We start from the raw sequence: 24,663 nt of genomic DNA, 5'->3' as shown, positions 1-24,663 counted from the left end.
ACTCGCCTGCTTTTTATGTTAATTTTTTTTACGCCAATGTTTTTGGAAATCACTATAAAAATTTCCTTTTTTAATATTTAGTCGCGCATGAATTTTCATTAGCAAAACATCAGAAACTAAAAGTTCGGAAATTTTGGAAGATAATGAAAATAAACGTTTATCTTGTTCTAATGTATCGAAATGAATTACATCAACGTTTTCATCCCCAACAATTTCTTTATTGTTAGTAATTAACAATACATAAATATGGTGTTTTTGTAAAAGTTGAAAAATAATTTGCAATTCTTTGGATGACATTGTTTTAGAAAAAATAATTACCATATCTTGACCATTTTTGTCATCAATTCAGGTTGCAATATCGTGAATTGAAAAAGCATTAACTGAATTTAAAAATAAACTCCGCAACGCATTAGCCATTTCACCAGCCGCCATTGCTGAGGAACCGATTCCAAAAGTGATAATTTTGCGACTTTGAATGATTTGGTTCACTGCATTATTGACAACATTAACATCTAAAAGACCGATTGTTTTTTCAATACTATGAACATAAAATAAGTTAACATTTTCAATGTCATCATTAATGTCATATATATTATTAGGTTTTTGATATTTTAATTGCTCAACTACATGTTTACGTAAATCTTTATAACTTTTAAATCCGGTTTTTTTAACAAAATGAGTTACTGCTCCAATACTAATGTAAAGTGTCTCTGCAACCTCTTTTATTGTTAATTCAATAAATTTAGTAGGTTTAGTTTCAATAAAACGCAAAATTAAATTTTCGATATTAGTAAATTTAGTGTCAGGTGAAACATTAATTATATTCATATTACTAAAATTATACAATTTAAATTTATAAAAAAAATATGTTGCACTTTTCTTATGTGACTTTTACAAGAAATTAATTACTAAAAAACATAGCAACTATTCATTGCTATGTTTAAAATTTATTAAATTAGGAAATTTTAAGATACATCAATTTTACCATATCTATAAAAAGCTGTTGCATTAAAAACGACTATTAAAAACGCAATTACAACAATACTAATTCAAACATGATAATAAGTTTGACTTACACCAATAGCAATAATATTATTTCCGCTCACAAAATTACTTGTATTATTTTTGGGATTAAATGCTAAAAGCACTTTTCTAGAAATGTTATTAATTATTTCATTAGAATTTAAATTATTAGTATTATTAGCTAAAATTTCAAAATAAATTAAGGTTTTGTTGCCATTAATTGCTAATTTTGAAATTAGGTAAAAAATTAAATCGGCAATAACTTTTTGAATTGCTATTTGTTTATATTTTAAAATATTATTTTTATGTGTTTGAGTTTCTTTATTTTCAATAGCTATTTTAACAAGTTCTAAATCTTTTTGCGATATTAAATTAGTAATTAAATGATTTGTTAACATGTTGTTAATAAGATTTTTGACTAATTCATCACTCAAATTAATTTCACTATTTGTAAAGCTAGGATCTTTTAGCAATTCCTCAGTCATGGCATTTAAAGCTTGCTTTATTTGACCAAATTTTAAATTTACCAATCCTAATTCTTTAGCATTATAAAATCCAGCATCTCATTTATAATTAGTGCTATAAGCTAAATTTAAAAATAAATTATTATTTCCTCACCCATTTAAAAAATACTCTTCCGAAACTGCTTCTGTTTTAGATTTTAACTCTAATTTAGCGAAATTATTTAATAGTCCTTGTGGAGCATTCTTTAATTCATAATAATAAGGAAAATTATGATCTAAAAAACTATTAAAAGAACCCATTTTTTCAGCTTTATGTAAATTTACAATTTTTGAAAAATCAATAGTTTCTGTAAAAAAATTAAAAATATTAAAGTATCTGACAATGTTAATATTTTTGTAAAAATTAGCAACACCGTTTTGAGCATCAATTCAACTTTCAAAAATTGCTTGAATTTCTGCGGGAGTTTTATTTTTATAATCACTTTCATTATTTTTGTAAACTAATTCAGTTTTATTTTTATAACCATCCTGATCACAATTAAATATAAATTTGTTATTAAATTTACAGAAAATTGATGTTTGGATGCTGTTTTAGCAGCATATTCACGGATAGCTGCCGGTCCATAAGCTAGCAAAATTGGTGTAGATATAAGTGAAGCTGTTAAAACTAAGCCAATAATTAAATTAATAACATTGTGTCGTTTTGTAATTTTTTTTACTAAAAATGTATCAATTAGGAAAAATAATCCAAAAAATAATAACGATAAAAAAAGTGCTACTCCTAAATATGTTAAGCTAACAACAATAATTTGTCCAAAATACATACCACTCAAGAGTGTAACTAATGTTATAGTTAAAAATATAGTGGCAATTAATAAATTTAAGATATTCAAAATTACATACGCTAAAAATTTATTAGCATAAATTCTACTTCTACTTTGATTGCTCGTATAACTTAAAAGTTCCAACGAAGTTTGAAGAGTAATTTTTTTAATTTGACTATAAAAATTTGCAAAATATATTAAGCTATTAATTTCTAATAAAAAACCTAAAAAGTAAATTGAATAACTTGCAAAATATCAACCGAATCTCAATTACTAGCTGCCAATTTAGTTATAATACTCCTAATTAAAATCAAAATTGGCATAATTAATATAAAAAGATAATTTAATTTTTTCTTGTAATAAACCTTAGTAATTCATCAAAAATATTTTTGCATTTCACCTTCTTTAGTTAAATATTTAAATAGAACTAAGCAATATCAATTTTACGATATCTATAAAATGCTCCAACATTAAATAAAATTGCGAAAATAAAAACCAGAAAAATGCTAATTCATAAATGATAGTAAGATTTTTCAACCCCTATAGCACTAGTATTTTTAAATGATACCAATGATTCACTAGTCATTTGTAGTATTGTAGAATGGCTAAATATTTTTTCAAAATCAGAAAGTTGATTTGAATTTCGGATTTCTTCGCCATCTTTTAATTCACCAGTTTTTTTAGATACATGATCGAAATCAATATTTAATGTTTTTGATTCACTTAATGAAAATTCAAGTAATACATAAATAATTCAGCTTTTAACCATTTCAATAATTGCATCTTGCTTACCTGATAATTCTCAATCATTACTCATTTTTTCTTTTAATAAATCCCAGTCACTTTGGGGCATTAAATTCACTGCTATTGAATTGTTTTGAAGTTTATTTAAAATTTTAATAATAAGTTTTTGATTCACTACAAGCTCATTTGGAGTAAAATCTGAATCTTTTTTTAAATCATCTATAACTGCATTTAAGGCAGTTTTTAAATCATTAAATTTAAATTTAACTATATGATCTGCATAAACACCACTGCTATAGGTTGAACTAGCTCATGGAATAAAAATTTCATTTGGCAAGTTTAAAAATAAATAAGACCCATTGCTTTTAATATTTAAATAATAATCACCAACTTCATCATTGCTATTTAATTTAACTTTAATCTTGAAAAGCGAGTCTAAAACTTCACTTGGCAAATTATTTTTTGAATAATAATAAGGTACACTAAAATCGTTAACAGAATCAACAATACCCTTATCTTGAAATGGATACTGATTAGAAATCGTATTTAAATTCATCACTTCTGGGAAAAAGTTAAAAGTATTAAAATATCTAACAATATTCAAATCACGGTAAAAGTCTGAAATTTGATTTAAACCAGAAATTTTACGATTTAAGGCTTGTGATTGAGCAGCAGCAGCAGCAGTTTCAGTATTAAGTTCTAATTTAATATGACTACTGTTTGCATTTCATCTACCTAGATTGAATTTAGCTTTTTCGCCATTTTTAGTTAAAAGGTTATAGTTATCAGTTCTTAATGTTCCCACTTCTCTTTCTAACTCTCATTTTTTGTCAAAAACTGAAAGAGTTCCAAAAGTTTGCACAATAGAAGGAGCAATAACTGAAATAGCAAAAATAATTCCGATAATTACATTAAAAACACTATGGCGCTTTGTTATTTTAGTCATTAAAAATGTATCAATTAGAAAAAATAATCCAAAAAATAACAATGATAAAAATAATGAAGTTCCAAAATAAGCAAAACTCATTGTTAAAACTTCTGCAAAATGGCGTCCATTTAAAATTATTAAAAAAGAAATTATTAACACTAAAAGTGAAATTAAAGCTCCTATAATATTTAAAATAAAGAAAGCTAGAAATTTATGAAGATAAATTTTTGCTCGACTTTGATTAGTGCTATAACTTAAAATCTCAAGTGAAGTTTCAGATGTATTTTTTTTAATTCTATTATAAAAAATAACATAATAAGCTACACTATTAATTCCTAAAATTGTACCTAAAAAATAAAAAGAATAAGTTTTATAAACTTCAATCGATCCACCTTCAATTACAAATTTCATAACAATAGCTACAATCAAAATTAAAATTGGAATAGCTAGTAAAAAAACATAATTCAAACGTTTCTTATAAAACGATTTTGTTATTCATCAAAAATATTGTCCCATTTTGGCTCCTTATTAAATTATTAAAAAATCACTAAAATTGCTTTAGTGCATTTTTTTCTCATCTTTTAAAACGTATTTTGAATAAATAGCTTTTAAATTTAGCTCTACTTTTTTAAACTCTTTGTAGAAAATATTATTTTCTGATGATTTTTGTAAAAAAACCTTTAATTCCTCATCTGTTTCTAATGGAATTGTAATTTTATCATTATTAATTTCAAAAGTAATTTGATTTGCTGTTAAAAATTTTAAAGTTTTTTCTATATCAATTGGGTTAAATTCATATTTATTTTTTTTAGCTTCAGAAAATTCATTAATATAACCAGAAATTTCTAAACGCCCTTTTTCAATAATAGTTACTGAATCAGCATATTCACCAACTTCATTTAAAACGTGAGAAGAAATAAAAATAGTTTTACCTTCTTGTTGTAACTTTTTCAAAAAATTGAAAAAATCATAACGGGTTTGAGGATCTAAATTAGCTGCCGGTTCATCCATTACTAAAACATCAAAATCTTTTAATAATGCTTGGGCTAAAAGCACTTTCTTTTGTTCTCCGGAAGAAAAATTAAAAGGGTTTTTCTTCAATAAATGTTCAATTTCTAGTTTTTCAACTACCTCTTTAATTTTTGCTTCAGCTTCTTGTTTTTTCATTCCCAACATTGCACAAATTCCCTGAAAAAAATTCAAAGCTGACATTTTTTGTGGGAAAATAGCAATTTCCGGAATATAAGCGATTTTTGATAATGCTTTAGCATCGCGATTTGATTGACCATTAACTAAAATATTGCCTTCAAATTTTTTATAAGCACCAATAATAGCTTTTATAGTTGTCGTTTTTCCAGCTCCATTAGAACCAACAAAAGCATGAAATTGACCTTTTTTAATATCAATATTTAAATCATGAACTGTGTATGGAGCATTTTTTTTATATTTTTTCGAAAAATTTTGAACTGAAATAACAACATTCTCAGCAACTGGGTGAGCTGTTTCAGTATGTAATTGAGATTTCATAAATCATTTCTCCTTTTTGAATTTTTTATAATCATTGTAAATATCTTTAAATAAAGATACTTAATAATTATAAATTATATTTATTAATAATTTCAAAAGTTAATTAATACATCACTAATTGCCTAGCAAAAAAACATTATAATGGCTTAAAAATACTATTTCAATCTCCTTGTAGAAAATTTTAAATATTGAATTTTAAAAAATATTTTCACTGTTATTTTTAATTAGAAAAAACTCTAGTGAGTTTTATCGTTGATTATGTCTACAAACATTTTTGTAATGTATTGAGGCCGAGTGATTGCTGAACCTACAACAACAATGTCAGCACCAGCTTTAAAAGCTTGTTTTACCATTAAAGGTGTGTCAATACCTCCTTCAGCAATTAAAGGAATTTTAGCTTCTTGGCATTGTTTTTTAGCTCATTTAATAAAAGCAAAATCATTTTCGAAGTTACTTTTGCCTTTTGTGTCAGCTGTATAACCACGAAGGGTGGTGCCGATATAATCAAATTTTAATTTAATAGCATTTAAAACATCAGCTTCATTTGAACAATCGGCCATTAAATATTGACCTTTTTGCTTATGTTTTTTAAAATACTGCACCATTTGTTTTAAATTTTCTTTAGGACGTTCGCGTAATGTGGCATCAATGGCAATTACATGTTGTCCCAAAGCCATTAATTTTTTTAATTCTTTTAAAGTGGCAGTAATAAACACGTCAGAATTTGGATAATTTTTTTTAATAATTGAAATTAACGGGACTTGCAAATCAAGACTCATTAAATCTCTAATGTTATTTACTTGGCTTGTACGCAAACCTTGAGCTCCGCCTTGTAAAACTGCTTTCGCCATTTTTTGAACAACCTTTTTACCAAACATAGGTTCATTTTCTAATGCTTGACATGAAACAATAAAAGTGTTTTTGGGTATTTTCATAATATACAAAATAAGCCTTTACTAAAAGATAAATAATTTTAAATAATTATTAAAAGTATCTATGATTTTTTGAAAAATTTTCAAATTTTTAATAAAACTTAAATTTTTTTCAAATTTTTTAAAAAATACTGAAGTTATAAAAAATATTTCATTTAAATAATTTATAAAATAAAATTTAAACATATGTGGCAGAATTTAATAGCTTATAAAATTATTAAAATCATAAACATAAAAAGTTTATTCTAGATAAAAGGAAGATAAAAATGCAAAAAATGCTTGTTTTCGATATCGGGGGGACCCATATTAAATACGGAATTGTTGATGAAAACAACAACTTTTTATTACGCAATCACATTAAAACTGATATTGGTAATGTAATTAATGACATTGCTAAAATTATTCAAGATTTACTAGCAAAAGAAAACCAAAAACACAATTTTAGCGGAATTGCTATTGCAACTACAGGAGCAGTTGACAATGTTGCTAAAAAAATTGTTTTTGCCAACCACCGGATGGCGCATTATTTATACACTGATTTTAATGTTTTAAGTCAAATGTTTAATTTACCACTTGTAGTTGAAAATGATGCCAATGCAGCCGCCATGTCAGAGCGGGTATTTCGCGAAGGAATTGATAATTATGCAACAGTGACACTAGGTACTGGTGTGGGGATTGGGATTGTGAAAAATCACAATTTAGCCACTGGCCACAATTTTATGGGTGGGGAATATGGTTATTTAAAATACGAAGGTGAATTTTTAGATGATTATTTATCATTTTCGCGATTAACTAATTATATTAATGAAAATTATGGTCTAACAATTAGTGATTATGAAAAATTTGACAATTTATATCACAATGATCTAAGTTTTAAAACAGTAATTGATAAATATTTTCAAAAAATTGTTGACTTTACATATCAACTAGCAATCTTTCAAAATCTTGACTATATTTTTTTAAGCGGCGGTTTTTCTTATGTTGACCCCAAATATTTTGCTATGATTCAAGAAAAATTTAATGCCGCAATTGCTAAAACTCCTTACAAAACACAACTAAAAATTTCTAAATCACGGAATAACGCTGGAATGTTAGGTGCTTTATACTTATTAAAAAGGGTGATGTAATATGAAGTTTATTAATTTACTAAATTCAAGTATTGAATACAAGGCAGTAATTCGCGCCAGTTCCAAAGCCACTCTTGTATATTTACATGGTTTTGGCGGAAGTTTTGCTCGAATGGATTTTTTTGTTGAAAATTTCGAAAAATATTCTATTTATGGCTTAAATATGCCCTTTCATGGGAATACTAAATTTGATGATTTAAGTGAAGTTAATGTATTTTACTATGCTGAAATTGTTAATCAATTTGTAACCAAATTAGAATTAAAAAACGTTATTTTAATTGGTCATTCTATGGGTGGGGCTGTAGCTGCTTTAGCTGCCTCTGAAGAACCTTATTTATATCAAAAAGTATGTTTAATTGCACCTCTAAATAAAACCAGCACTAATTTAAAAGAGCTATTTTTAGAAAAATTTTACCCAACCACAATTAAAGAACGATTAAAATTTTTAGATCTAGTTTATTATGATGCTAAAAAATTTAAAGCTGACCCATCTGAAATTTTAGCTGCTAGTCAGTATGTTAATTTAATTAATAACGATAAATTATTTAGTACTACTATCAAAATGTTGGGAAAGCATTTAGTTTCTAATAATTTATTAGATGCTGTTGAAAAAGCTTTGCAAAAACTTGAATTGCCAACGCTTTTAATTTATGGAGACTCTGATAACATCATCGACTTAAAAAATATTGCTCAATATTACCAACAGCATACGCCACATTTAACAATTGCAGTCATTCCACAATCAGGGCATATCCCTTGAGTTGAAAATCAAGAGAGTTTTGTGCATGAATTTAAAAAATTTTTAAATAATTAGGTGAATTTGTATATCAATAAAACTAAAAAATTATTTTTTCCAAGTTTAACTTTAAAAGTTGAACTTTTTTTTATATTTTCACTAAATGTTTAAATTTTTAAAATTTATTTCAATTATCTTTATAAAAATTAAAAAATCTTTATATTTAAATATAATTAACTATGTATATTACTAATAATTTTTAGGTAATTTATATGTTTATTTAATTTCTAAATTATAGGAGAGCAAAATGCAAAAATATAACGGTATTTTTCCAGCCTTAATTACTCCATTTGATGAAAATGGCAAAGTAAAAGAGCAAGGACTGAGAGAAATTTTAAAATACTTAATTGAAGTACAAAAAGTTGACGGTCTATATGTGACTGGTTCAACAGGGGAATTTTTATTACTTTCAATCGCTGAGCGTAAAAGAATTTTTGAAATTGTTGCTGAAGAAGCAAAAGGCAAAGTAACATTAATTGCCCAAATTGGAACATTAAATGTTGATGAAGTTGTCGAACTAGGTCAATATGCTGAAAAATTAGGATTCGATGCCATTAGTGCTATCACTCCTTATTACTATGGTTTTTCATTCCAAGAAGTTAAATCATATTATGAGCACATTACTAAGCATGTCAATTTACCAATGTTTATTTATTACTTGCCACAATTAGCTGGTGGGAAAATTGGAATTCAACAATTTGGCGACTTATTAAACATTAAAAATGTTATTGGGTGCAAATTCGGATCAACTGATGTTTTCTTATTTGAAAGACTAATGCATGCCTACCCTGATAAAGTATGAATGTGAGCTTGAGACGAAGCATTAGCAACAGCTGCAATGTTAGGAGCGAAAGGATTTATTGGTTCAACATACAATTTAAATACTAAAGGTGCGAAAAAAATTATTGAATTATTAGCAGCAAATAAATTAGATGAAATGCGTCATGAAGTTCATAAATACAATGATTACATCGAATCATTATTAACTTCGGGATTAATGCAAACTGTTAAAGCAGTAATGCGTCTAGAGGGTGTTGATGCTGGATACAACAAAAAACCATTTAAATTTATTGAAGAAAAAGAATTAGAAAAAACAGCTAAAGATATTAAAGCAAAATACTTATCTTAATTAGCTTATTAAAATTCAAAATTTAAAAGAGAGGAGGAAATTTAATGGTTTTTTTAACACAAACAGAAGTTGCAACAGAACCAACAATTTCAAAAGCTCAATTTACTTGATATGACTGATTAATTTTGGCTTTATATATGTTGGCAATGTTGGGGATGGGATTTTTCTTCTGATGACAAGAAAAAAGAAATAAAAATAAAAGCTCATCAAGTTATCTAGTTGCCAAAGGATTAAAAATCCCAGCAATTGTTGTAGCATTATCAATATATGCAACGGGATTAAGTTCATTAACTTTTTTAGCAACACCAGGTCAAGCTTTTGCCACTGGGTGAATGTGAATTGTTGCTCAACTTTCTTTTTTAGCGGCAGTACCAATATTAATAAAATGGGTAATTCCGTTTTATCGCCGCATTAAAGAAAATACTGCTTATGCATATTTGGAAAAACGCTTTAATTATGCAATTCGCGCAATTAGTGCTACTTCATTTAGTTTATTCCACATTTTTAGAATTGCAATTGTTTTATTCATTCCGGCATTAACACTTTCGCTTTTTGTTGATATGAATATTTATTTGATTTTAACAATTGTTGGAATAATAGTTATTGTCGGTACTTTTTTAGGTGGATTTAAAGGCGTGCTATGAACCGATGCAGTGCAAGGCTTTGTGTTAATAAGTGGGATTATTTTAATGATTATTTTTGGTTTAGCAAAAACTGACTGAGAAAAAGCGCAATTTCAAAAAATTTTCACTGAAAAACAATGATATGTAACAGCGGCTTCAGGAGGGATGTTTTTCTTATTTGTTGGAAAATTTTTTGAAACATTATTTTCTTTTACCGCTTCACAAGATATTGTACAAAGATATAAAACAAGTAAAATGATTACCGACACCAATAAAACAATTTACATAAATGTTATTTTAACAATTGTAACTGTTTTATTATTTTATGGAATGGGTTCAGTATTCTATTCATACTTCAGTGGTGAAGGGCATGTTGTGGATGGCGATAATGCTATTAGTGGAATTGTTGGACGTGAAGGTGCCGCAAGAAATCAACTGACTTCATTCTTTATTATCAAAGTTTTACCTGCCGGAATTTCAGGATTAATTATTGCAGCTGTTTTTGCTGCTTCTCAATCAACAATTAGTTCAAGTATTAATTCGCTTGTAAATGTTATTATTTCCGACTTTGTTGTGAGTATACAAGATCGTTTACTAAAAAAGGGCAAAATCACAAAACCAATAAGTGATTTTAATCTTTTAGTTTTATCAAAAGCATTAATTGTATTTTTTGGTATCCAAGGTTTATTAGTGTCTTTTGTTTTGGCTTGAACAAAACAAGATAATTTAATTGATTTATTCTTGCAAATAGTTGGTTTATTTGGAATTCCAATAGCAGGTTTATTTATGCTAGGTTTATTGACTAAAAAAACAAATTCATTTGGGGCATTATTTGGAGTTATTTCAGCATTTTTAACATCATTAATTTTATTTATTTTTACACAAGATAAATTTGTTGGAAAAGAAAATGTTATTAAATTTGCTAGTGAATACCGGGCAATAGTTGCTTTTGCAATGACTGTAATTTTAGGTTATGGAGCAAGTATAGTTGCTTGAGGATTAAATTTAAGTAAAAAGAAAGATTTAACAAACTTGACAATTTATACCAAAACAGCTGAATTTAATGAATTAATTAATCTTGAAAAACGAATTGCTAAGACTGGAAAAGAATTAAAAAAAGTTACAAAAGAAATTGTGAAAAAAACTCCGGAATTAAAAGAATCATGATTTAAAAAATTATTCTTTAAAACAAAAGATATTTCTCAAAATCAAGCAATTGTTAATGATTTTGAATATAAAAAGGTTGCTGAAAAACTTAATAATGAAATGGCAAAGTTTGAAGATTTAACTGTTGTAGTTAATAATCAAACACCTTAAAATATTAATATATTTAATTGATTTTAAACTATCGAAGGAGGCCATTATGAGATTTGATGGCAAAACCAAATTAAAGCTTTTACTATCTGCTTTATTTTTTGGTTTATTTGGTGGTGAATATTTTTATGTCAAGCGAAATAAATTAGCATGACTAAAATTATTAATTGCCTGAGTAGGTTTGACTTTAATTATTGTTACCTTAATTATTTGGGGGACAACTTCAAAAGAAAGCATTCAAGCATCTATTGAAGGTAGCAAAGATTATAAAGAATTAATTAGTGAAAGCAAAACCCAAGCTGCTAAAGTTTATCTTGAATTAACATTAGCAAGAGCTCAAGAAATTATGTACAAATCTGTGCTTGCTTTTACAATTATTGGGGCGCTTATCGCTTCTTTACCATTAATATGATCATTTTTTAATGTTTATTTAATTGCGATTGGTGATTTTAAAGATGAATTCAACAAACCAGTACATACTTGAAATGCAACATATCAAGATTTTGCAGAATATTTATTAGGAGGTGAGTATGGTCACTCTTAGTCAAACGACAGCTGAAGCCCCTAAGGAATCTGGATTAACTTACATTGACTGAATTATTATTGCACTTTACTTAGTATTAATTTTAGGAATTGGTTTATTTTTCTTTCTAAAAACATACTTTGCTAAAAAAGATAATACAAATAACTTTTTCACTGGTGGTGGAAAAAACCCAATTGTAGTTGTTGGTTTGTCATTATGAGCCACAATTACGTCATCACTATTTTTTGTAAATACAGCCGGAACTGTTGTCGATAGTGCTTGATTATGAGCCGGAGCCAACGTTGCTCTAATCGGAATTGCACCACTTGTAGCTGTTATTATTATTCCGTTTTACAGAAGAATTAAAGAAACAACAGCATATGCTTTTTTAGAAAAACGTTTTAGTTATGCTGTTAGAGCAATTAACTCTATTTCATTTATTTTATTCCAAGTTTTTCGGGTAGCAATTGTGCTATTTGTGCCAGTGACCGTGCTAACTGTTGCTGTTGATTTTAACCCTTATTTATTATTGATAATTATGGGGATAGTTGTTGTATTAATGACAGCATTCGGAGGATTTAAAGCTGTTATCTGATCCGACGCTATTCAAGGAGCTGTTTTATTAATTGGTATTTTTGTTATTATCATCATGGGATTATCAAAAACAGATTGAGGATTAAAAGATGGAGCATACCATAAAATTTTATCTGAAAATAGTTATAAAATTGGATTAGGCACAACTGGTATGGCATTTATCTTTATGTACTCAATTGTTAACTCATTATATGCTTTCATGGGTTCTCAAGATGTTACTCAAAGATATAAAGGAACAAAAAGTTTAGCAAGTGTTAAAAAAACTTTATACATTACTTCAGGATTGGGAGTAGTAACAATGTTATTATTCTTTGGAGCGGGTTCAATTTTATGAACCTTCTATGCAAGAAATGCTGAGTACCCTGGTTTTGTTGAAGATGGTCTAAAAGCTTTACCAAAAATTAATGGTGATTACATGAAAGCACAAAACTTCTTGCCATTCTTCATTGCAACACAATTACCAACGGGGCTAATAGGTCTATTGTTTGCTGCAATTTTTGCTGCTTCTCAATCGACTGTGTCATCAGGACTAAGTGCCGTTGCCAACTCAATTATTGTTGACTTTGTGCAACGTGGCGGAAAATCAAAATTATCTGATAAAGCTCTAACATGAATTTCCAAAGGAATTGTATTACTATTTGGATCATTAGCAGTGCTTTCTGGTGCATTATTAATTTATACTAAACAAGATAAATTATTTGATTATTTCACTGGTGTTATTTCAATTCTTAATGCCCCAACTGTAGCAGTATTTATCTTAGGAATTTTTTCTGTGCGAGCAAATTTCAAAGGTGTATTAGTTGGGCAAATTGTCGCCCTAATTATTGGTATTCCAATTTGATTATTTACCCAAAACTTTATGCCAGATTACTTAAAAATTTCCTTCCATGGAGGATGATTAACACTAGTAACTTTCTTAACAACACTAATTGTAGGTTACTTTACATCATTAATTTTCACTAAATTAAATACAATGAAAATTGGTGATAAAATGCCAAGTCCCCCAATTAATGAACATGAAATTGCTAAATTAATTAACAGAACAGTGTTTACAACAACTAAAGAATGAAAAGAATTATCAAGAATTGATGCAAACATTCACATTTTTGAAAAATTAGTTGCTAAAAAACAAATTGATCCTTCTTACTTAAAACGTTTAGAAGAAAGATATAAAGAGCTAGACAAAATTGTTTCACAGCAATCAAACTAGTTTGGAAAGATTATAAATATGATTAAAATTAGAAAAATATTTTTATCATCATCAACATTACTTATTGCAGCTTTAATGGGTTCAACAGTAATGTCTGCTCAAAACAATGCTTCAATTACCAATGCAAAAATTGGTAGTGTAGAGAATGATTTATTTACTACACAAGTTTTAAAATCACAAGCCTTATTCGGTTTTAAAACTGAAGGAAGTCATTCATATCGAATTCCCGGTGTTTTAGTTCAACAAAACGGAAATATTCTAGTCAATGCTGATCAAAGACTTGAAAATATTGAAGACTATAACAATACAATTAATCAAGTATTTAAGCAGTCGAATGACAAGGGTGAAACTTGAAGTAGTAATAATACTATTGTTAAAGTGGCTACACCAAAAACTGGTAAAGGCTTAATTATAGATGGAACTTTTGCTGAAGTTGAGTATGAAAAAAGTAAAACTAAATTATTGTTTTTATTTAACATTTTTGCTGAAAGAGCTGGAATTGTACATTTATTAAAGGGTAATCCTTGAGTCTATGTAGGGAATGAAAAATATTTAAAACTTTGAGTTAAAAAAGCAAATAATCAATTTGATTCACAAAGTTCAATTTTAAAAAGAGTACCAGGCAAAGAAAATTGGTTTAGACAATATAAATTACCTAACGGAGTTAATCATCAAAAATTAACTGCTAATACTCAACTAATTCCAACAGATACATATATTGATATGTCTTATAATGCAAAAACTAAAGCAATAAGTGGACAAGTTTTTGAAAATGTTTTACAATCTGAAATAAATGATAAAAATGCATTAGCTAAAAAAGCTACAAATCATAGTGTTTTTGATAATTATAATAATGCCAAATACTTTTTAGCTAAAAATAATCACAATGCCATGTTGGAAAGTTATGACAATGGTCTAACATGACAAAATTTAAGTTATTTTGATGAAAAAATTGGAAATCACCCTGATCGTTCAGAACCTTTTAGCGGCAATGCTGTTGGATCTGGAATCCAGTTAAAAAATCAAAAAAATCCTAAATTAAATGGCAGAGTCTTTTTTACAATGTATAACTTTGTTGGTGGAGTTCAAAAGCCTTATTTAATTTATAGTGATGATTTTGGTGAAACTTGAAATAAAGTCATGTTTAATAATTCAGATAATTTAACTGAATCAACATTGATAGAAACAAAGGATGGTGAAATTTACTATACACTAAGACAATCAGTTTGAGGTAAAAAAGATAATACACCTTTCATTTCTAAAAGTACAGATGGTGGATTAACTTGAAAAAATCCTAAAAACCCAAACAGTAATCAACAATTTGCTAAATTACCAGTAAATAATGTTGATGGTAATGTTTTTTCGGGTGTGGCTAGTTTTGAATTAAAAGGAAAAAGTTACTTCGTTTATGCCTTACCGAAGGGCAACTTCAGAAAAGCAGGTAGTTTGTTTGTAAGTGATAAAGATTTAACATGATCAAAAGAAATCCTTTCTTTTGATACAAAAAATCAAGAACATTTTGCTTATAGTTATGTTGCAGTCGTTGAAAATGGAACAGATTACGTCGATGTTTTGGTTGTTTATGAATGATCACCACATACAAAAATATTTAACCAAGACCAACACTTCAATTCACGTCCTAAAGGCGGTGGTATTCAAGTGGATAAAATCAGAATTAAATTAAAATAATTTTTGCTTTTCTAAAAATTAAATTTATAAAACTTTCAGATCATAATATTCTGAAAGTTTTTTAATACTTTTTTAAATTTACTATCACAATAATTTGCTTTGCAAAATCTCAAATTTTTAATTTAAATAACAATGCTATTTTTTACCTGAATTTTAACTTTTAAAACATTAATAAAAATGATCTCCAACAAAATAGAGATCATTTTAATAATAAATTTTTTAGTTTCTAAAATTCTTCAGCAGCTTTTTTTAATGTTGCTTCAAAAGTTGCTAAATAACCATCACGTCCTAATGTCATTGCTTCGCCAACTTTAGTACCAGCAATTAAAATCGGTTCGACAACATTAGTTCCTAAGAAGTTTCACATTCCTCTTAAAAATTCAGTGTGGTTACCTCATGGATATCATCCAAGTGGTGCTCCTTGGCTAGTAATAATTTGAACTTTTAAATTAGTTAATAACCCAATGGCATCACCTTTTTTTGAATATTTATATGAAAAAGTTTTATCAGCTACAGCAATGTGGTCTAAATAGTTTTTCGCCACAGCTGAGACATTAAAATTAGTCATTGGTGTAGCAAAGATAACTTTGTCAACACTTTTTAATTGCTCAATATATTTAAATGAATCTTCCTCATTGAAATAGGTTCCAAAGTTATGACTATTCATTGAAATAGTTCCAGCTGAAACATCATTTAAATTTAATTCAATGATTTCATCTCCTGGATTTTTAGTTTGATAATATTTTAAAAATAAATCTACTGCCCCATCTGAAAATGATTTTTCACGAGGCATAAAAGTTGAACGAATAACTAAAACACGCATCTTTACTTCCTTATTTAATTAATAGTTGTTAAGAATAATTTCTTGCCTTAATTATATATTATTTTATTTAAAAATAAGTTTTTGGCATAAAAAAGCTTTAAAAACTTATTTTTTTATTTTTTAATTTTAAAATAAAAGCATTCAATAATTACAAATTTTTTTGATTTAGCGAATTCTAAAATTTTTCAGCAGCCATTTGAATCATTGTTTTAAAAGTTGCTAAATAACCATCCCGTCCCAATGTTGTTGCCTCCCCAACTTTAGTACCGGCAATTAAAATTGGTTCACTAACTTGGGCACCAAGGTATTGCCAAATTCCGCTTAGCAATCGAGTGTGATTACCTCATGGATATCATCCTAGCGGCGCACCTTGGCTAGTAATAATTTGAACTTTTAAATGAGTTAGCATCCCCTTTGCTTCCCCATTAGGTGAGTTTTTATATGAAAAAGTATGATCAGGTACAGCAATGTGGTCTAAATAATTTTTCGCCACAGCTGAAACATTAAAATTAGTCATTGGTGTGGCAAAGATGACTTTGTCCACACTTTTTAATTGCTCAATATATTGAAATGAATCTTCTGGATTACAAAAATTAGCAAAATTATAACTTGTCATTGAAATAGTTCCGGCCGAGACATCATTTAAATTTAATTCAATAATTTCATCTTCTGGATTTTTAGTTTGATAATATTTTAAAAATAAATCTACCGCCCCATCTGAAAATGATTTTTCAGATGGCACAAAAGTTGAACGAATAACTAAAACACGCATCTTTACTTCCTTACATTAATTGAATAATTATTAAAAATAATTTAATTCGTTAATTTTAATATGTTTTTCAAATAAAAATAATTTTTTATTTGAAAAAATAAATAAAAATTGTTTTTTTAATTTTAAAAAAAAATTAAAAAATTCAAAAAATGGTTCAAAAAATGAAAAAAATTTAATAATTTTAAATAAAAAAAATTTATTGATTATAATTTTATTTATATCATTTTATTTTAACTTAAATTCATTTACCATGCAAAGGAAACTAAAAAATGACTAAAAAACTTAAATTATTAACCTTATCAGCTTCAGCTGTGACTATACCTGCACTAGTTGTTGCTTGTTCAAGTGAAACTAAATCAGAAAAAGTTGTTTTCCAACTAGCTCAAAATTTATGATATCCATTATTGGATCCAATTAAGGATTTAGCTAAAATTTATAATCAACAACAAAAAGGTACTCAAGACTTTTTAGAAGTTGTTGTTCAAGATGCTGATGATTTAAAAATAAAAGCTGATGAACAGCTTTTAATTAATCAAGTTGCACAACAATTAGAAACACTTAAAAATCAACCTGATAGTAGTTATGAAAATATTCCAAGCATGATTCTAAATAGCTTGGAAGGTGCTTTTGTTATTAATCAATACAATCGATTATTAGATTTAACCGGGACACCAATTAATAAAGAATTATTTGATGAAACTCTTTATGAAGTCCATAACAAATTACCAGGTAATACAACCGGAAAAACTTATACAATTCCATTTGATGTAACTTCATTAACTGGGTTAACATTTAACTTAGATATTATGAAGTTAATTTTTGATCAAATTGAAGCCGGTGGTGGAACTGTTGATAAAAATAGTGAAATTTATAAAAAAACTGAAAATGCCGACAAAGAAGGTCGTAAAGAAATTCCTGAAAATAAAGCTTGAAGATATATGGTTGCAAAATCAACAACTGCTTTTACTGGTTATACAGTTAATGATGCAACATTTTCTTCATTACAACAAATGATGGAATTTGCTAAAAAAGTTTTTGATGGCTTAAAACTAGATGAATCAAAAATGTCTGAAGATCAAAAAGCTGCTATTTTTGCAGATTCAAATCCAGATCCTAAAGTTTTTTCAACCGACTATACAGGCGTGATTTTTGAACAATTTCTATATGACTATTTAGGAGTTAATCAAGGAACTGAAATTGTTGGTGATGTTGATAAATTTTTATGAAAATTATCACAAGATGCAGCTAATTCAAAAAATTATATTACATACTTATTTAGAGAAGCTTCTAAAAAACCTGAATTGGAAAAAAAATTGCAAGAAGCCTTTGATGCTTTTGTTAAAAATAATTCAAAAATATTATTAAATAATTCGGCATCAACATTAAACCCAAAAGCTTTTAAATCAATTTATTTCAACAACAACGGAAATCTACAATGGGGAGCTTGAGATGTTAGAGATTATAATTCAGCTTTTGCTTTAGCTCCACATGTCGGGATAAAACAATCTTATATTACAACTTATTCAATGGAAAAAAATGCTGGAGGGGTAAAAAGTAAATATGAAACTTTTGCAAAACCTCAAGATATTTTCTGATCAAATCAAGTAATGAAAATGCAAACCAATTCAACTCGCAAAGTATTTAACGAAGGCGGTTCATCACTAATTGCAATTAATACAACTGAAAAAAGAAATAAAGCAACAGTAAAATTTATTAACTGATTATTACAAGGGGCTTTCAAAGACAACGACGGAAAAGATGTCTTTGCAAAAGATTATTTATTAGAAAATAGTTCATATGTGGTTCCAACAAAAGACAGAATTACCTTCGGACAATATCAAAGTATTAAAACAAAATATGAATCATACAAATCTCAACTAGCAACAATGCATGCGAAGGCAAATAAAACAGAAAATGAAGAAAAAGCAATTCATGATTTAGAACACAAAAAAGCTCTGCTTGAAGGTGCATTATTATCGCTTGAAGATATTTTAGAGATGAAAGGTATGAATTTACAAGACGGGGCAATTGATGCTAATAAACGCATTACATTAAAATTCATCCCAATTGATGATTTAACATCAAAAGTAATGAATACAATTAGATCAGCATTAGCTGAGACAACAAAAACTAAATCACAAGATGGTAGCATAAAAACTGGTCAAGGTGTAATTGACGCTATTAATAAAATAAATTAAATTTAACTAAAAAATGCAAATAAGCTTTACAATTTAATAAAAATAACTGAAAAATAATTTTAAATAAAAAAAAGGAACAAAATGAAGATAACAAAAGGTATTTTAGCGCTTTCATCAATTATGGTACCTACAGCATTAATTGCTTGTAGTAGTGCTACTACAACAAATCCAATTAATCAAAATCTAAAAATAATTTTTCAGACTTCACAAGCAAGTACATTTCCTTTAATGCAACCGCTTGCTGAAGCTGTAAAACAGTATAACAAGACTCAAAAAGGTACTCCAAATTTTTTAGAAGTAGAGTTACAAGATTCGGCAATTACAAAAGCTAATAGTGAGTATAACTTAGCTAAACAAGTTATAACTAAATTAGAAACTATTAAAAATAATCAAGATGATAAAGGTAGCGAACACATTCCTAATATTATTTTAAATAATGCCCGTGGCGCCTTTATGATTAGTCAATACAACCGTTTATTAGATATTAATAGTTTAGCAAATGTAATTGATGAAACTATTTTGCCGCTTCATCAACAATTACCTGGTCAAAAACAGGGTAATATTTATAGCTTACCATTTGATTTAATGTCAAATGATAATCTTGTTTTTAATCTTGACATTATGAAATTAATTTTTGATCAAATTAAAGCTGGCGGTGGTTCAATTGATGAAACTAGTCAAATTGCTCAACGGGTGCTAAAAGCTGCACGAGAAGGTAATGCTGAGATTCCAAATAACAAAATTTGAAAACATATGCAAGCCAAAAGTTCCGCCGTATTTCAAGGTTTCAATGTCAATGATGCAACTTTTGCTAACCTTGATCAAATTTTAAATTTTACAAATCGCATTTATGAGGGATTACAATTAAACCCCAATTTAACAACCGAGCAAAAAAATGCTTTAAAAAATTCATTTGATCCTAAAATTTTAATGATTGAATATGAACAAGAATTATTTAAAAAATATTTATATTCCAAATTAGGGGCCGATGTTGGTAATGAGCTTTTTGGCTCACCAGAAAAATTTTTGTGATATTTAAAAACTGATGATAAAGGTATTCAAACTATTTTTTATGCTTTTGAAGAGGGAACTAGCGATGATGAAAAAACTCATCAAGCTAAACTAAAACAAAAACTTCAAGAAGCATTCGATAGTTTTGTTAAAGCTTCTAAATATCGAGAATTAAAAGCTATTAAAGTGGCCAATTTAGAAAACCCTAAGTTATTTTATGGAGCTTATAATGCCACATTAAAAAACACTGATTGAAGCTCTAATAACTTATTGGAATATGGGGCAGCAATGGCTATTGTTCCAGCAGTCCATGTTGCTAATTCATATGAAAATAGCAAAACTCGAGCTAGCGAAGGACAAAATAAGCCTGAAAAATATCAAACTTTTGCTAAACGTCAAGACATTTGATGAAAACCACAATTGTTAAATTTTAGCGATAATCAAATTAATCCTATTTTTCAAGAAGGTGGTTCAAACTTAGTTGTTTTAAAAACTAATAATGCAACTCGAGATCAAGCAACTAAAAAGTTTTTAACTTGACTTTATAATGGCACAATGCAAGATGCTAACAATAATTCTGTATTAGTTCGTGATTATTTGAGAGATAAAACTAGTTATATTTTCCCAGCTAAAAATAGTTTAACTACTACACAATACAATAAATTATTAGCAGCTTGAGAACAACTAAATCAAAAAATTATCGCTTTACAAGCTGATGCCAGTGCTAATGATGAAGAATTAGCTAAATTACTAACTGAAGTCGGGAGATTAGAAGGGGCATTATTAAATTTAGGTGATTATATCCAATTAAAAGGCATAAACCCTAAAGATGGCTCAAAAATTGCGACCTCGCCAAAATTAACCAACATTGCCATTGACACTTATACAGACAACATTATTTATAGGATGAAATCACTAATTCGTGACTGAACTAGATATAAAAAGCCACAGCGAAATGGCGCTGATTTAGTTAATGGTTTAAATACTGTACCAAAAAAATAAATAACTTTAAAATAACAGTTTTGTAATACATTGTCTATTCAACTGTTATTTTTTATTACTTTTAAAAATTTAAATAACTAATTTTGTAAAAAATATTTTTTATATTTTTTACGAAATTATCAATTCCTAACTATATATAAAAGGAGGGATGTAAAATACCCCTCCTAAATTTAATAAAGAAAGGAAGTGTTATTATGGATAATAATATCTTTGATATTAAACCAGGTAAAATTAACAAATCTTTAGCTAATAAATTTCAAAAAAATTCTGCTACAATTGAATATAATTTAATTGAAGTAAAAGTTATTGATAAAAAATTATTTGGTAAGCTTTGCATTAATTTTGGAGGTTATGAAGATATGAAAATTACTCCCCCTGTTGATGACCGAATCGACAAGGTTATTAAAATGGTTGAAGACTTACAAAAATTTGTAATTCAAGGTTTTGCATTACGTGATCAGCGTGATGCCGAAAAAGCTAAAAAAGATGAAGCTTTTCAAAAGTATGTTATTGAGCGTTTTGCACTTCAAGATAAACTTGATGCCGAACGTGACAAAAAAATTGATAGCATTCAAAAAACAGTTATAAGTATCGAAGAAAGAGTTACAAACATCGAAGAAAGAGTTACAAAAATTGAAGAAAGAGTTGCAAACATCGAAAAAAGAGTTGAAGTCTTAGAAAGCTATCATCAGAATCAAGATAAATAATTTTTATACCAGCTCTTGTAAATAAAAACAGCGGTTTTCAATTGCTGTTTTTTCATGTTTTATTTTGATTACGTTTATTAATATATAGATGTTTAAATTGAATTAAATATAAAAAATAACTAAATTCAAAATGCAATTAAATATTAATTCCTACAATTGTTAAAAACTTTAATTTTTTTGAAATGAAAATATTTTAAAAAATTTTATTTTTGTTCAATTATTTTTAAAAAATAAATTTAAATTTTGCTTTAGATTAAAAAATATTTTACTTTTTGCTAAATTTTTAGCTTTTTTTGTTGTTTTTACTAAAAATAAACAGTAAATTATTTTATAATTTCAAACATGAAAAAAAGTGCAAATAAGTTTTTAAAAGTTAAAAATTTAAATGTTGTTTTAAATAAGGAAACTATTTTAAAAGAAATTAATTTTTCTGTAGAACAAGGTGAATTAGTTTCCATTATCGGCCCTTCTGGTAGTGGTAAAACAACATTATTAAATGCTATTGCTGGGTTAGTAGAAAAAAAGGGTGATATTGAAATTAATGGTTTAAAAGTTAATTTAAATATTGGTTATGTATTCCAAGACTTTAATTTATATGAAAATATTTCAGTTTATAAAAATATTTATTTGTCAATTAAAAATTCTTACTATTGAAGAATTTTGAGAAAACTAGAAATGTTGAAATATTTTGATTCCAATAATAAATTTGGTACTAAACTTTTATTTGAAGAATTTGCAAAACAAAAAGATTTTATTTTTTCTAATTTAAAAAAACAAAAAAAATTTTATTGAAAAATAAATCTACAAATTTGAAATGCTTTTTTTAAATTTATTAGTCTAAAAAAAGTTGAGCGCCAAATAATTTTACAAAATTTAGAAAGCCAAAATGATAATTTTTGCATCAAAAAACAAGAACATAAAATTCAAAAATTTTTTAATAAATTAATTAAATTCAATAAGGATAACAATCAAAAAAAAGAAAAAAAACAAATTAGTTTCAAAAATAAAAATTGCGCTACAAGATTTTGAAAAAATTTTACAGTTCGTAATTTAGCTCGCACAAATATTATTGATGTAGCTAATAATTTAGAAATTGAATCAATTTTAAATAAAAAGTCTTCTAAGCTTTCTGGAGGTCAAAAACAAAGAGTTTCAATTGCTAAGGCTTTAGTAAAAAAAAGTGACTTAATCTTACTTGATGAACCTTTTGCGGCTTTTGATGCTAAACTTAAAGAAAAGGCTCGTGACTGATTACGTGGTGTTAATAAAAAATTTAAAACTACAATGCTTTTTGTGACACATGATCAAAATGATGCAATGTTAATTAGCGATAAAATTATTTTCATCAATAAAAAAACAATTTCCCAATATAGTACCCCTCAAGAAATTTTTGATAATCCCAAAAATATTGATGTTGCTAAGTTTATTGGTTACCCTGAAATTGTGCACTTAAAAAATGATGGAGACATCCAATATTTTATTAGATCAAATAAAATTAAAATTATAAAAAATTCTAAATCTCAAAGTTGCATTAAAGATGTAAGGACAAATGGCAATTTAGATATTATTAAAATTTTTTCTTATGAATTTAATAAAGAATTGGAAATAATTTCAGAAATTAATTTATATAAAAAAGGCGATGCTGTTGATTTAGTTGTTAAACCTAAAGATATTTTAAAATTTAGTGCTGCTGGAGAGCGAATTTATGAAAGTTAAAAAACTTTTTAAAGAAAATAATGGTTTATGATTTTTAATTCTATTGTTAATTATTGTTTTAATTTTCTCGCTGATACCTTTGATAAATACTTTTATTGATTCTTTTAAAGTTTATGAAAGATATAGTAAAGTTAATTTTAACTGGGGGGTTGAAAATTTTTATTCTGTATTATCAGATAATGATTTTCACTCAGCTCTAACAAATAGTAGTGTGATTATGTTAATTGCAACACCGTTAGGAATTTTAATTGCATTTTTATTTTCATTATTAGTAAACGGAATTTTTTTAAAACTTTTTAAAAACGTTGTAATTACACTACTATACTCGCAATTTTTTATATCCATTTTTGCAATTGGTAGTAGTTTTATTTTTTTATTTGGTGATGAAAAAGATGTTTTTAATAAGGTTTTTGGTACTAACATAGCTTTTGTTCGTAATAACCCTTATATAATTTATACAATTTTTCAACTTTGAAGAATTATTCCTTTTAATACCGTTTTATTTGTATTTGCTATTACACAAGCTACAAAGAAAAATTGAAAAAAAATTAAAATGGATAACTTAAGTTTAAAAGATAAATTATTTAATATTTACCTTTATGAAATTAAAAAATCATTTTTACTAATTATTTACATTAATTTTATTACTTCGATTATGCTTTACCCTCGAGCAATTTTGGGTCAAGATTTTAATTTAAGCTTGTATAAATTTCATACATTAGCAAGTTATATTTATGATTTTATTAATCCACCAATAGGTGGAAGCAGCATTAAAACTGCAGAAGCTGGAGTTGCTTCGATTTTAATTTTTAGTTATATTTTTGGAATTTTCATTATTAGTCAAATTTTAAAATATGGAATAAAAATTACGTTAAAACAAGTTGGAGTATATAAAATTAAAAAGAGGGGTTATGCATAAAATTTTTTGACAAATTATTAAATACTGTTTAATAATTTTAGCTTTACTAATAATTTTATTTCCTTTGT

General features: G+C 26.9%; 20 protein-coding genes. 12 read left to right on the top strand and 8 right to left on the bottom strand.

Features of this window, described 5'->3' with window-relative positions; all coding sequences use genetic code 4:
- Window positions 1–18: 18 nt before the first annotated feature.
- The 6 genes from ACW95P_RS02175 to ACW95P_RS02150 all read right to left on the bottom strand — a co-directional run bounded on the left by ACW95P_RS02175 (window position 19) and on the right by ACW95P_RS02150 (window position 6,445).
- Window positions 19–828: a MurR/RpiR family transcriptional regulator gene (locus ACW95P_RS02175; RefSeq protein WP_457961604.1), complete on the bottom strand. Its 810-nt coding sequence runs from the start codon at window positions 826–828 to the stop codon at window positions 19–21.
- Between the two features lie 137 nt (window positions 829–965).
- Window positions 966–1,787, bottom strand: a complete 822-nt coding sequence (locus ACW95P_RS02170) for a hypothetical protein (RefSeq protein WP_457961603.1) — start codon at window positions 1,785–1,787, stop codon at window positions 966–968.
- A gap of 200 nt (window positions 1,788–1,987) precedes the next feature.
- Window positions 1,988–2,581: a hypothetical protein gene (locus ACW95P_RS02165; RefSeq protein ID WP_457961602.1), complete on the bottom strand. Its 594-nt coding sequence runs from the start codon at window positions 2,579–2,581 to the stop codon at window positions 1,988–1,990.
- Window positions 2,582–2,738: 157 nt separating this feature from the next.
- Window positions 2,739–4,499: a hypothetical protein gene (locus ACW95P_RS02160; RefSeq protein WP_457961601.1), complete on the bottom strand. Its 1,761-nt coding sequence runs from the start codon at window positions 4,497–4,499 to the stop codon at window positions 2,739–2,741.
- Between the two features lie 42 nt (window positions 4,500–4,541).
- On the bottom strand, window positions 4,542–5,510 hold the full coding sequence (locus ACW95P_RS02155; protein ID WP_457961600.1) for an ABC transporter ATP-binding protein: 969 nt from the start codon (window positions 5,508–5,510) through the stop codon (window positions 4,542–4,544).
- 236 nt (window positions 5,511–5,746) lie between these two features.
- On the bottom strand, window positions 5,747–6,445 hold the full coding sequence (locus tag ACW95P_RS02150) for an N-acetylmannosamine-6-phosphate 2-epimerase (protein ID WP_457961599.1): 699 nt from the start codon (window positions 6,443–6,445) through the stop codon (window positions 5,747–5,749).
- A 263-nt stretch (window positions 6,446–6,708) separates the two neighbouring features.
- Between ACW95P_RS02150 and ACW95P_RS02145 the strand changes: the two genes are divergently transcribed.
- The 7 genes from ACW95P_RS02145 to ACW95P_RS02115 all read left to right on the top strand — a co-directional run bounded on the left by ACW95P_RS02145 (window position 6,709) and on the right by ACW95P_RS02115 (window position 15,447).
- A complete protein-coding gene (locus ACW95P_RS02145) occupies window positions 6,709–7,569 on the top strand; it encodes an ROK family protein (protein WP_457961598.1) in 861 nt (286 codons plus the stop codon).
- 1 nt (window position 7,570) lies between these two features.
- Complete coding sequence (locus ACW95P_RS02140; protein ID WP_457961597.1) at window positions 7,571–8,383, top strand: alpha/beta fold hydrolase; 813 nt, start codon at window positions 7,571–7,573, stop codon at window positions 8,381–8,383.
- 229 nt (window positions 8,384–8,612) lie between these two features.
- A complete protein-coding gene (locus tag ACW95P_RS02135) occupies window positions 8,613–9,494 on the top strand; it encodes an N-acetylneuraminate lyase (RefSeq protein ID WP_457961596.1) in 882 nt (293 codons plus the stop codon).
- Window positions 9,495–9,538: 44 nt separating this feature from the next.
- On the top strand, window positions 9,539–11,434 hold the full coding sequence (locus tag ACW95P_RS02130) for a sodium:solute symporter family transporter (protein ID WP_457961595.1): 1,896 nt from the start codon (window positions 9,539–9,541) through the stop codon (window positions 11,432–11,434).
- A gap of 46 nt (window positions 11,435–11,480) precedes the next feature.
- The gene (locus ACW95P_RS02125; RefSeq protein ID WP_457961594.1) at window positions 11,481–11,975 is read left to right on the top strand and encodes a TM2 domain-containing protein; all 495 of its coding nucleotides are present in this window, start codon (window positions 11,481–11,483) and stop codon (window positions 11,973–11,975) included.
- Entirely contained in the window at window positions 11,962–13,758 is a 1,797-nt protein-coding gene (locus ACW95P_RS02120; protein WP_457961593.1) for a sodium:solute symporter family transporter, read from the top strand. Before ACW95P_RS02125 ends, ACW95P_RS02120 begins: the two co-directional genes overlap by 14 nt.
- Before the next feature lie 18 nt (window positions 13,759–13,776).
- Entirely contained in the window at window positions 13,777–15,447 is a 1,671-nt protein-coding gene (locus ACW95P_RS02115; RefSeq protein ID WP_457961592.1) for an exo-alpha-sialidase, read from the top strand.
- A gap of 226 nt (window positions 15,448–15,673) precedes the next feature.
- On the opposite strand, the gene ACW95P_RS02110 is transcribed toward ACW95P_RS02115, so the two are convergent.
- Window positions 15,674–16,270: an FMN-dependent NADH-azoreductase gene (locus tag ACW95P_RS02110; RefSeq protein ID WP_457961591.1), complete on the bottom strand. Its 597-nt coding sequence runs from the start codon at window positions 16,268–16,270 to the stop codon at window positions 15,674–15,676.
- 175 nt (window positions 16,271–16,445) lie between these two features.
- Window positions 16,446–17,042: an FMN-dependent NADH-azoreductase gene (locus tag ACW95P_RS02105; RefSeq protein ID WP_457961590.1), complete on the bottom strand. Its 597-nt coding sequence runs from the start codon at window positions 17,040–17,042 to the stop codon at window positions 16,446–16,448.
- A 269-nt stretch (window positions 17,043–17,311) separates the two neighbouring features.
- Here ACW95P_RS02105 and ACW95P_RS02100 point away from each other — a divergent pair, with 269 nt between their 5' ends.
- From ACW95P_RS02100 to ACW95P_RS02080, 5 genes are all read left to right on the top strand, one after another.
- On the top strand, window positions 17,312–19,240 hold the full coding sequence (locus ACW95P_RS02100; RefSeq protein ID WP_457961589.1) for a P68 family surface lipoprotein: 1,929 nt from the start codon (window positions 17,312–17,314) through the stop codon (window positions 19,238–19,240).
- A gap of 81 nt (window positions 19,241–19,321) precedes the next feature.
- Window positions 19,322–21,253, top strand: a complete 1,932-nt coding sequence (locus ACW95P_RS02095) for a P68 family surface lipoprotein (protein ID WP_457961588.1) — start codon at window positions 19,322–19,324, stop codon at window positions 21,251–21,253.
- A 194-nt stretch (window positions 21,254–21,447) separates the two neighbouring features.
- The gene (locus ACW95P_RS02090) at window positions 21,448–21,960 is read left to right on the top strand and encodes a hypothetical protein (RefSeq protein ID WP_457961587.1); all 513 of its coding nucleotides are present in this window, start codon (window positions 21,448–21,450) and stop codon (window positions 21,958–21,960) included.
- 342 nt (window positions 21,961–22,302) lie between these two features.
- Entirely contained in the window at window positions 22,303–23,676 is a 1,374-nt protein-coding gene (locus tag ACW95P_RS02085; RefSeq protein ID WP_457961586.1) for an ATP-binding cassette domain-containing protein, read from the top strand.
- A complete protein-coding gene (locus ACW95P_RS02080) occupies window positions 23,666–24,595 on the top strand; it encodes a hypothetical protein (RefSeq protein WP_457961585.1) in 930 nt (309 codons plus the stop codon). Before ACW95P_RS02085 ends, ACW95P_RS02080 begins: the two co-directional genes overlap by 11 nt.
- Window positions 24,596–24,663 lie beyond the last annotated feature (68 nt).

This window comes from Mycoplasma pogonae (assembly GCF_054170725.1).
Note: the sequence above shows the minus strand (reverse complement) of the source record. Positions and strands in the feature narration are given on the sequence as shown.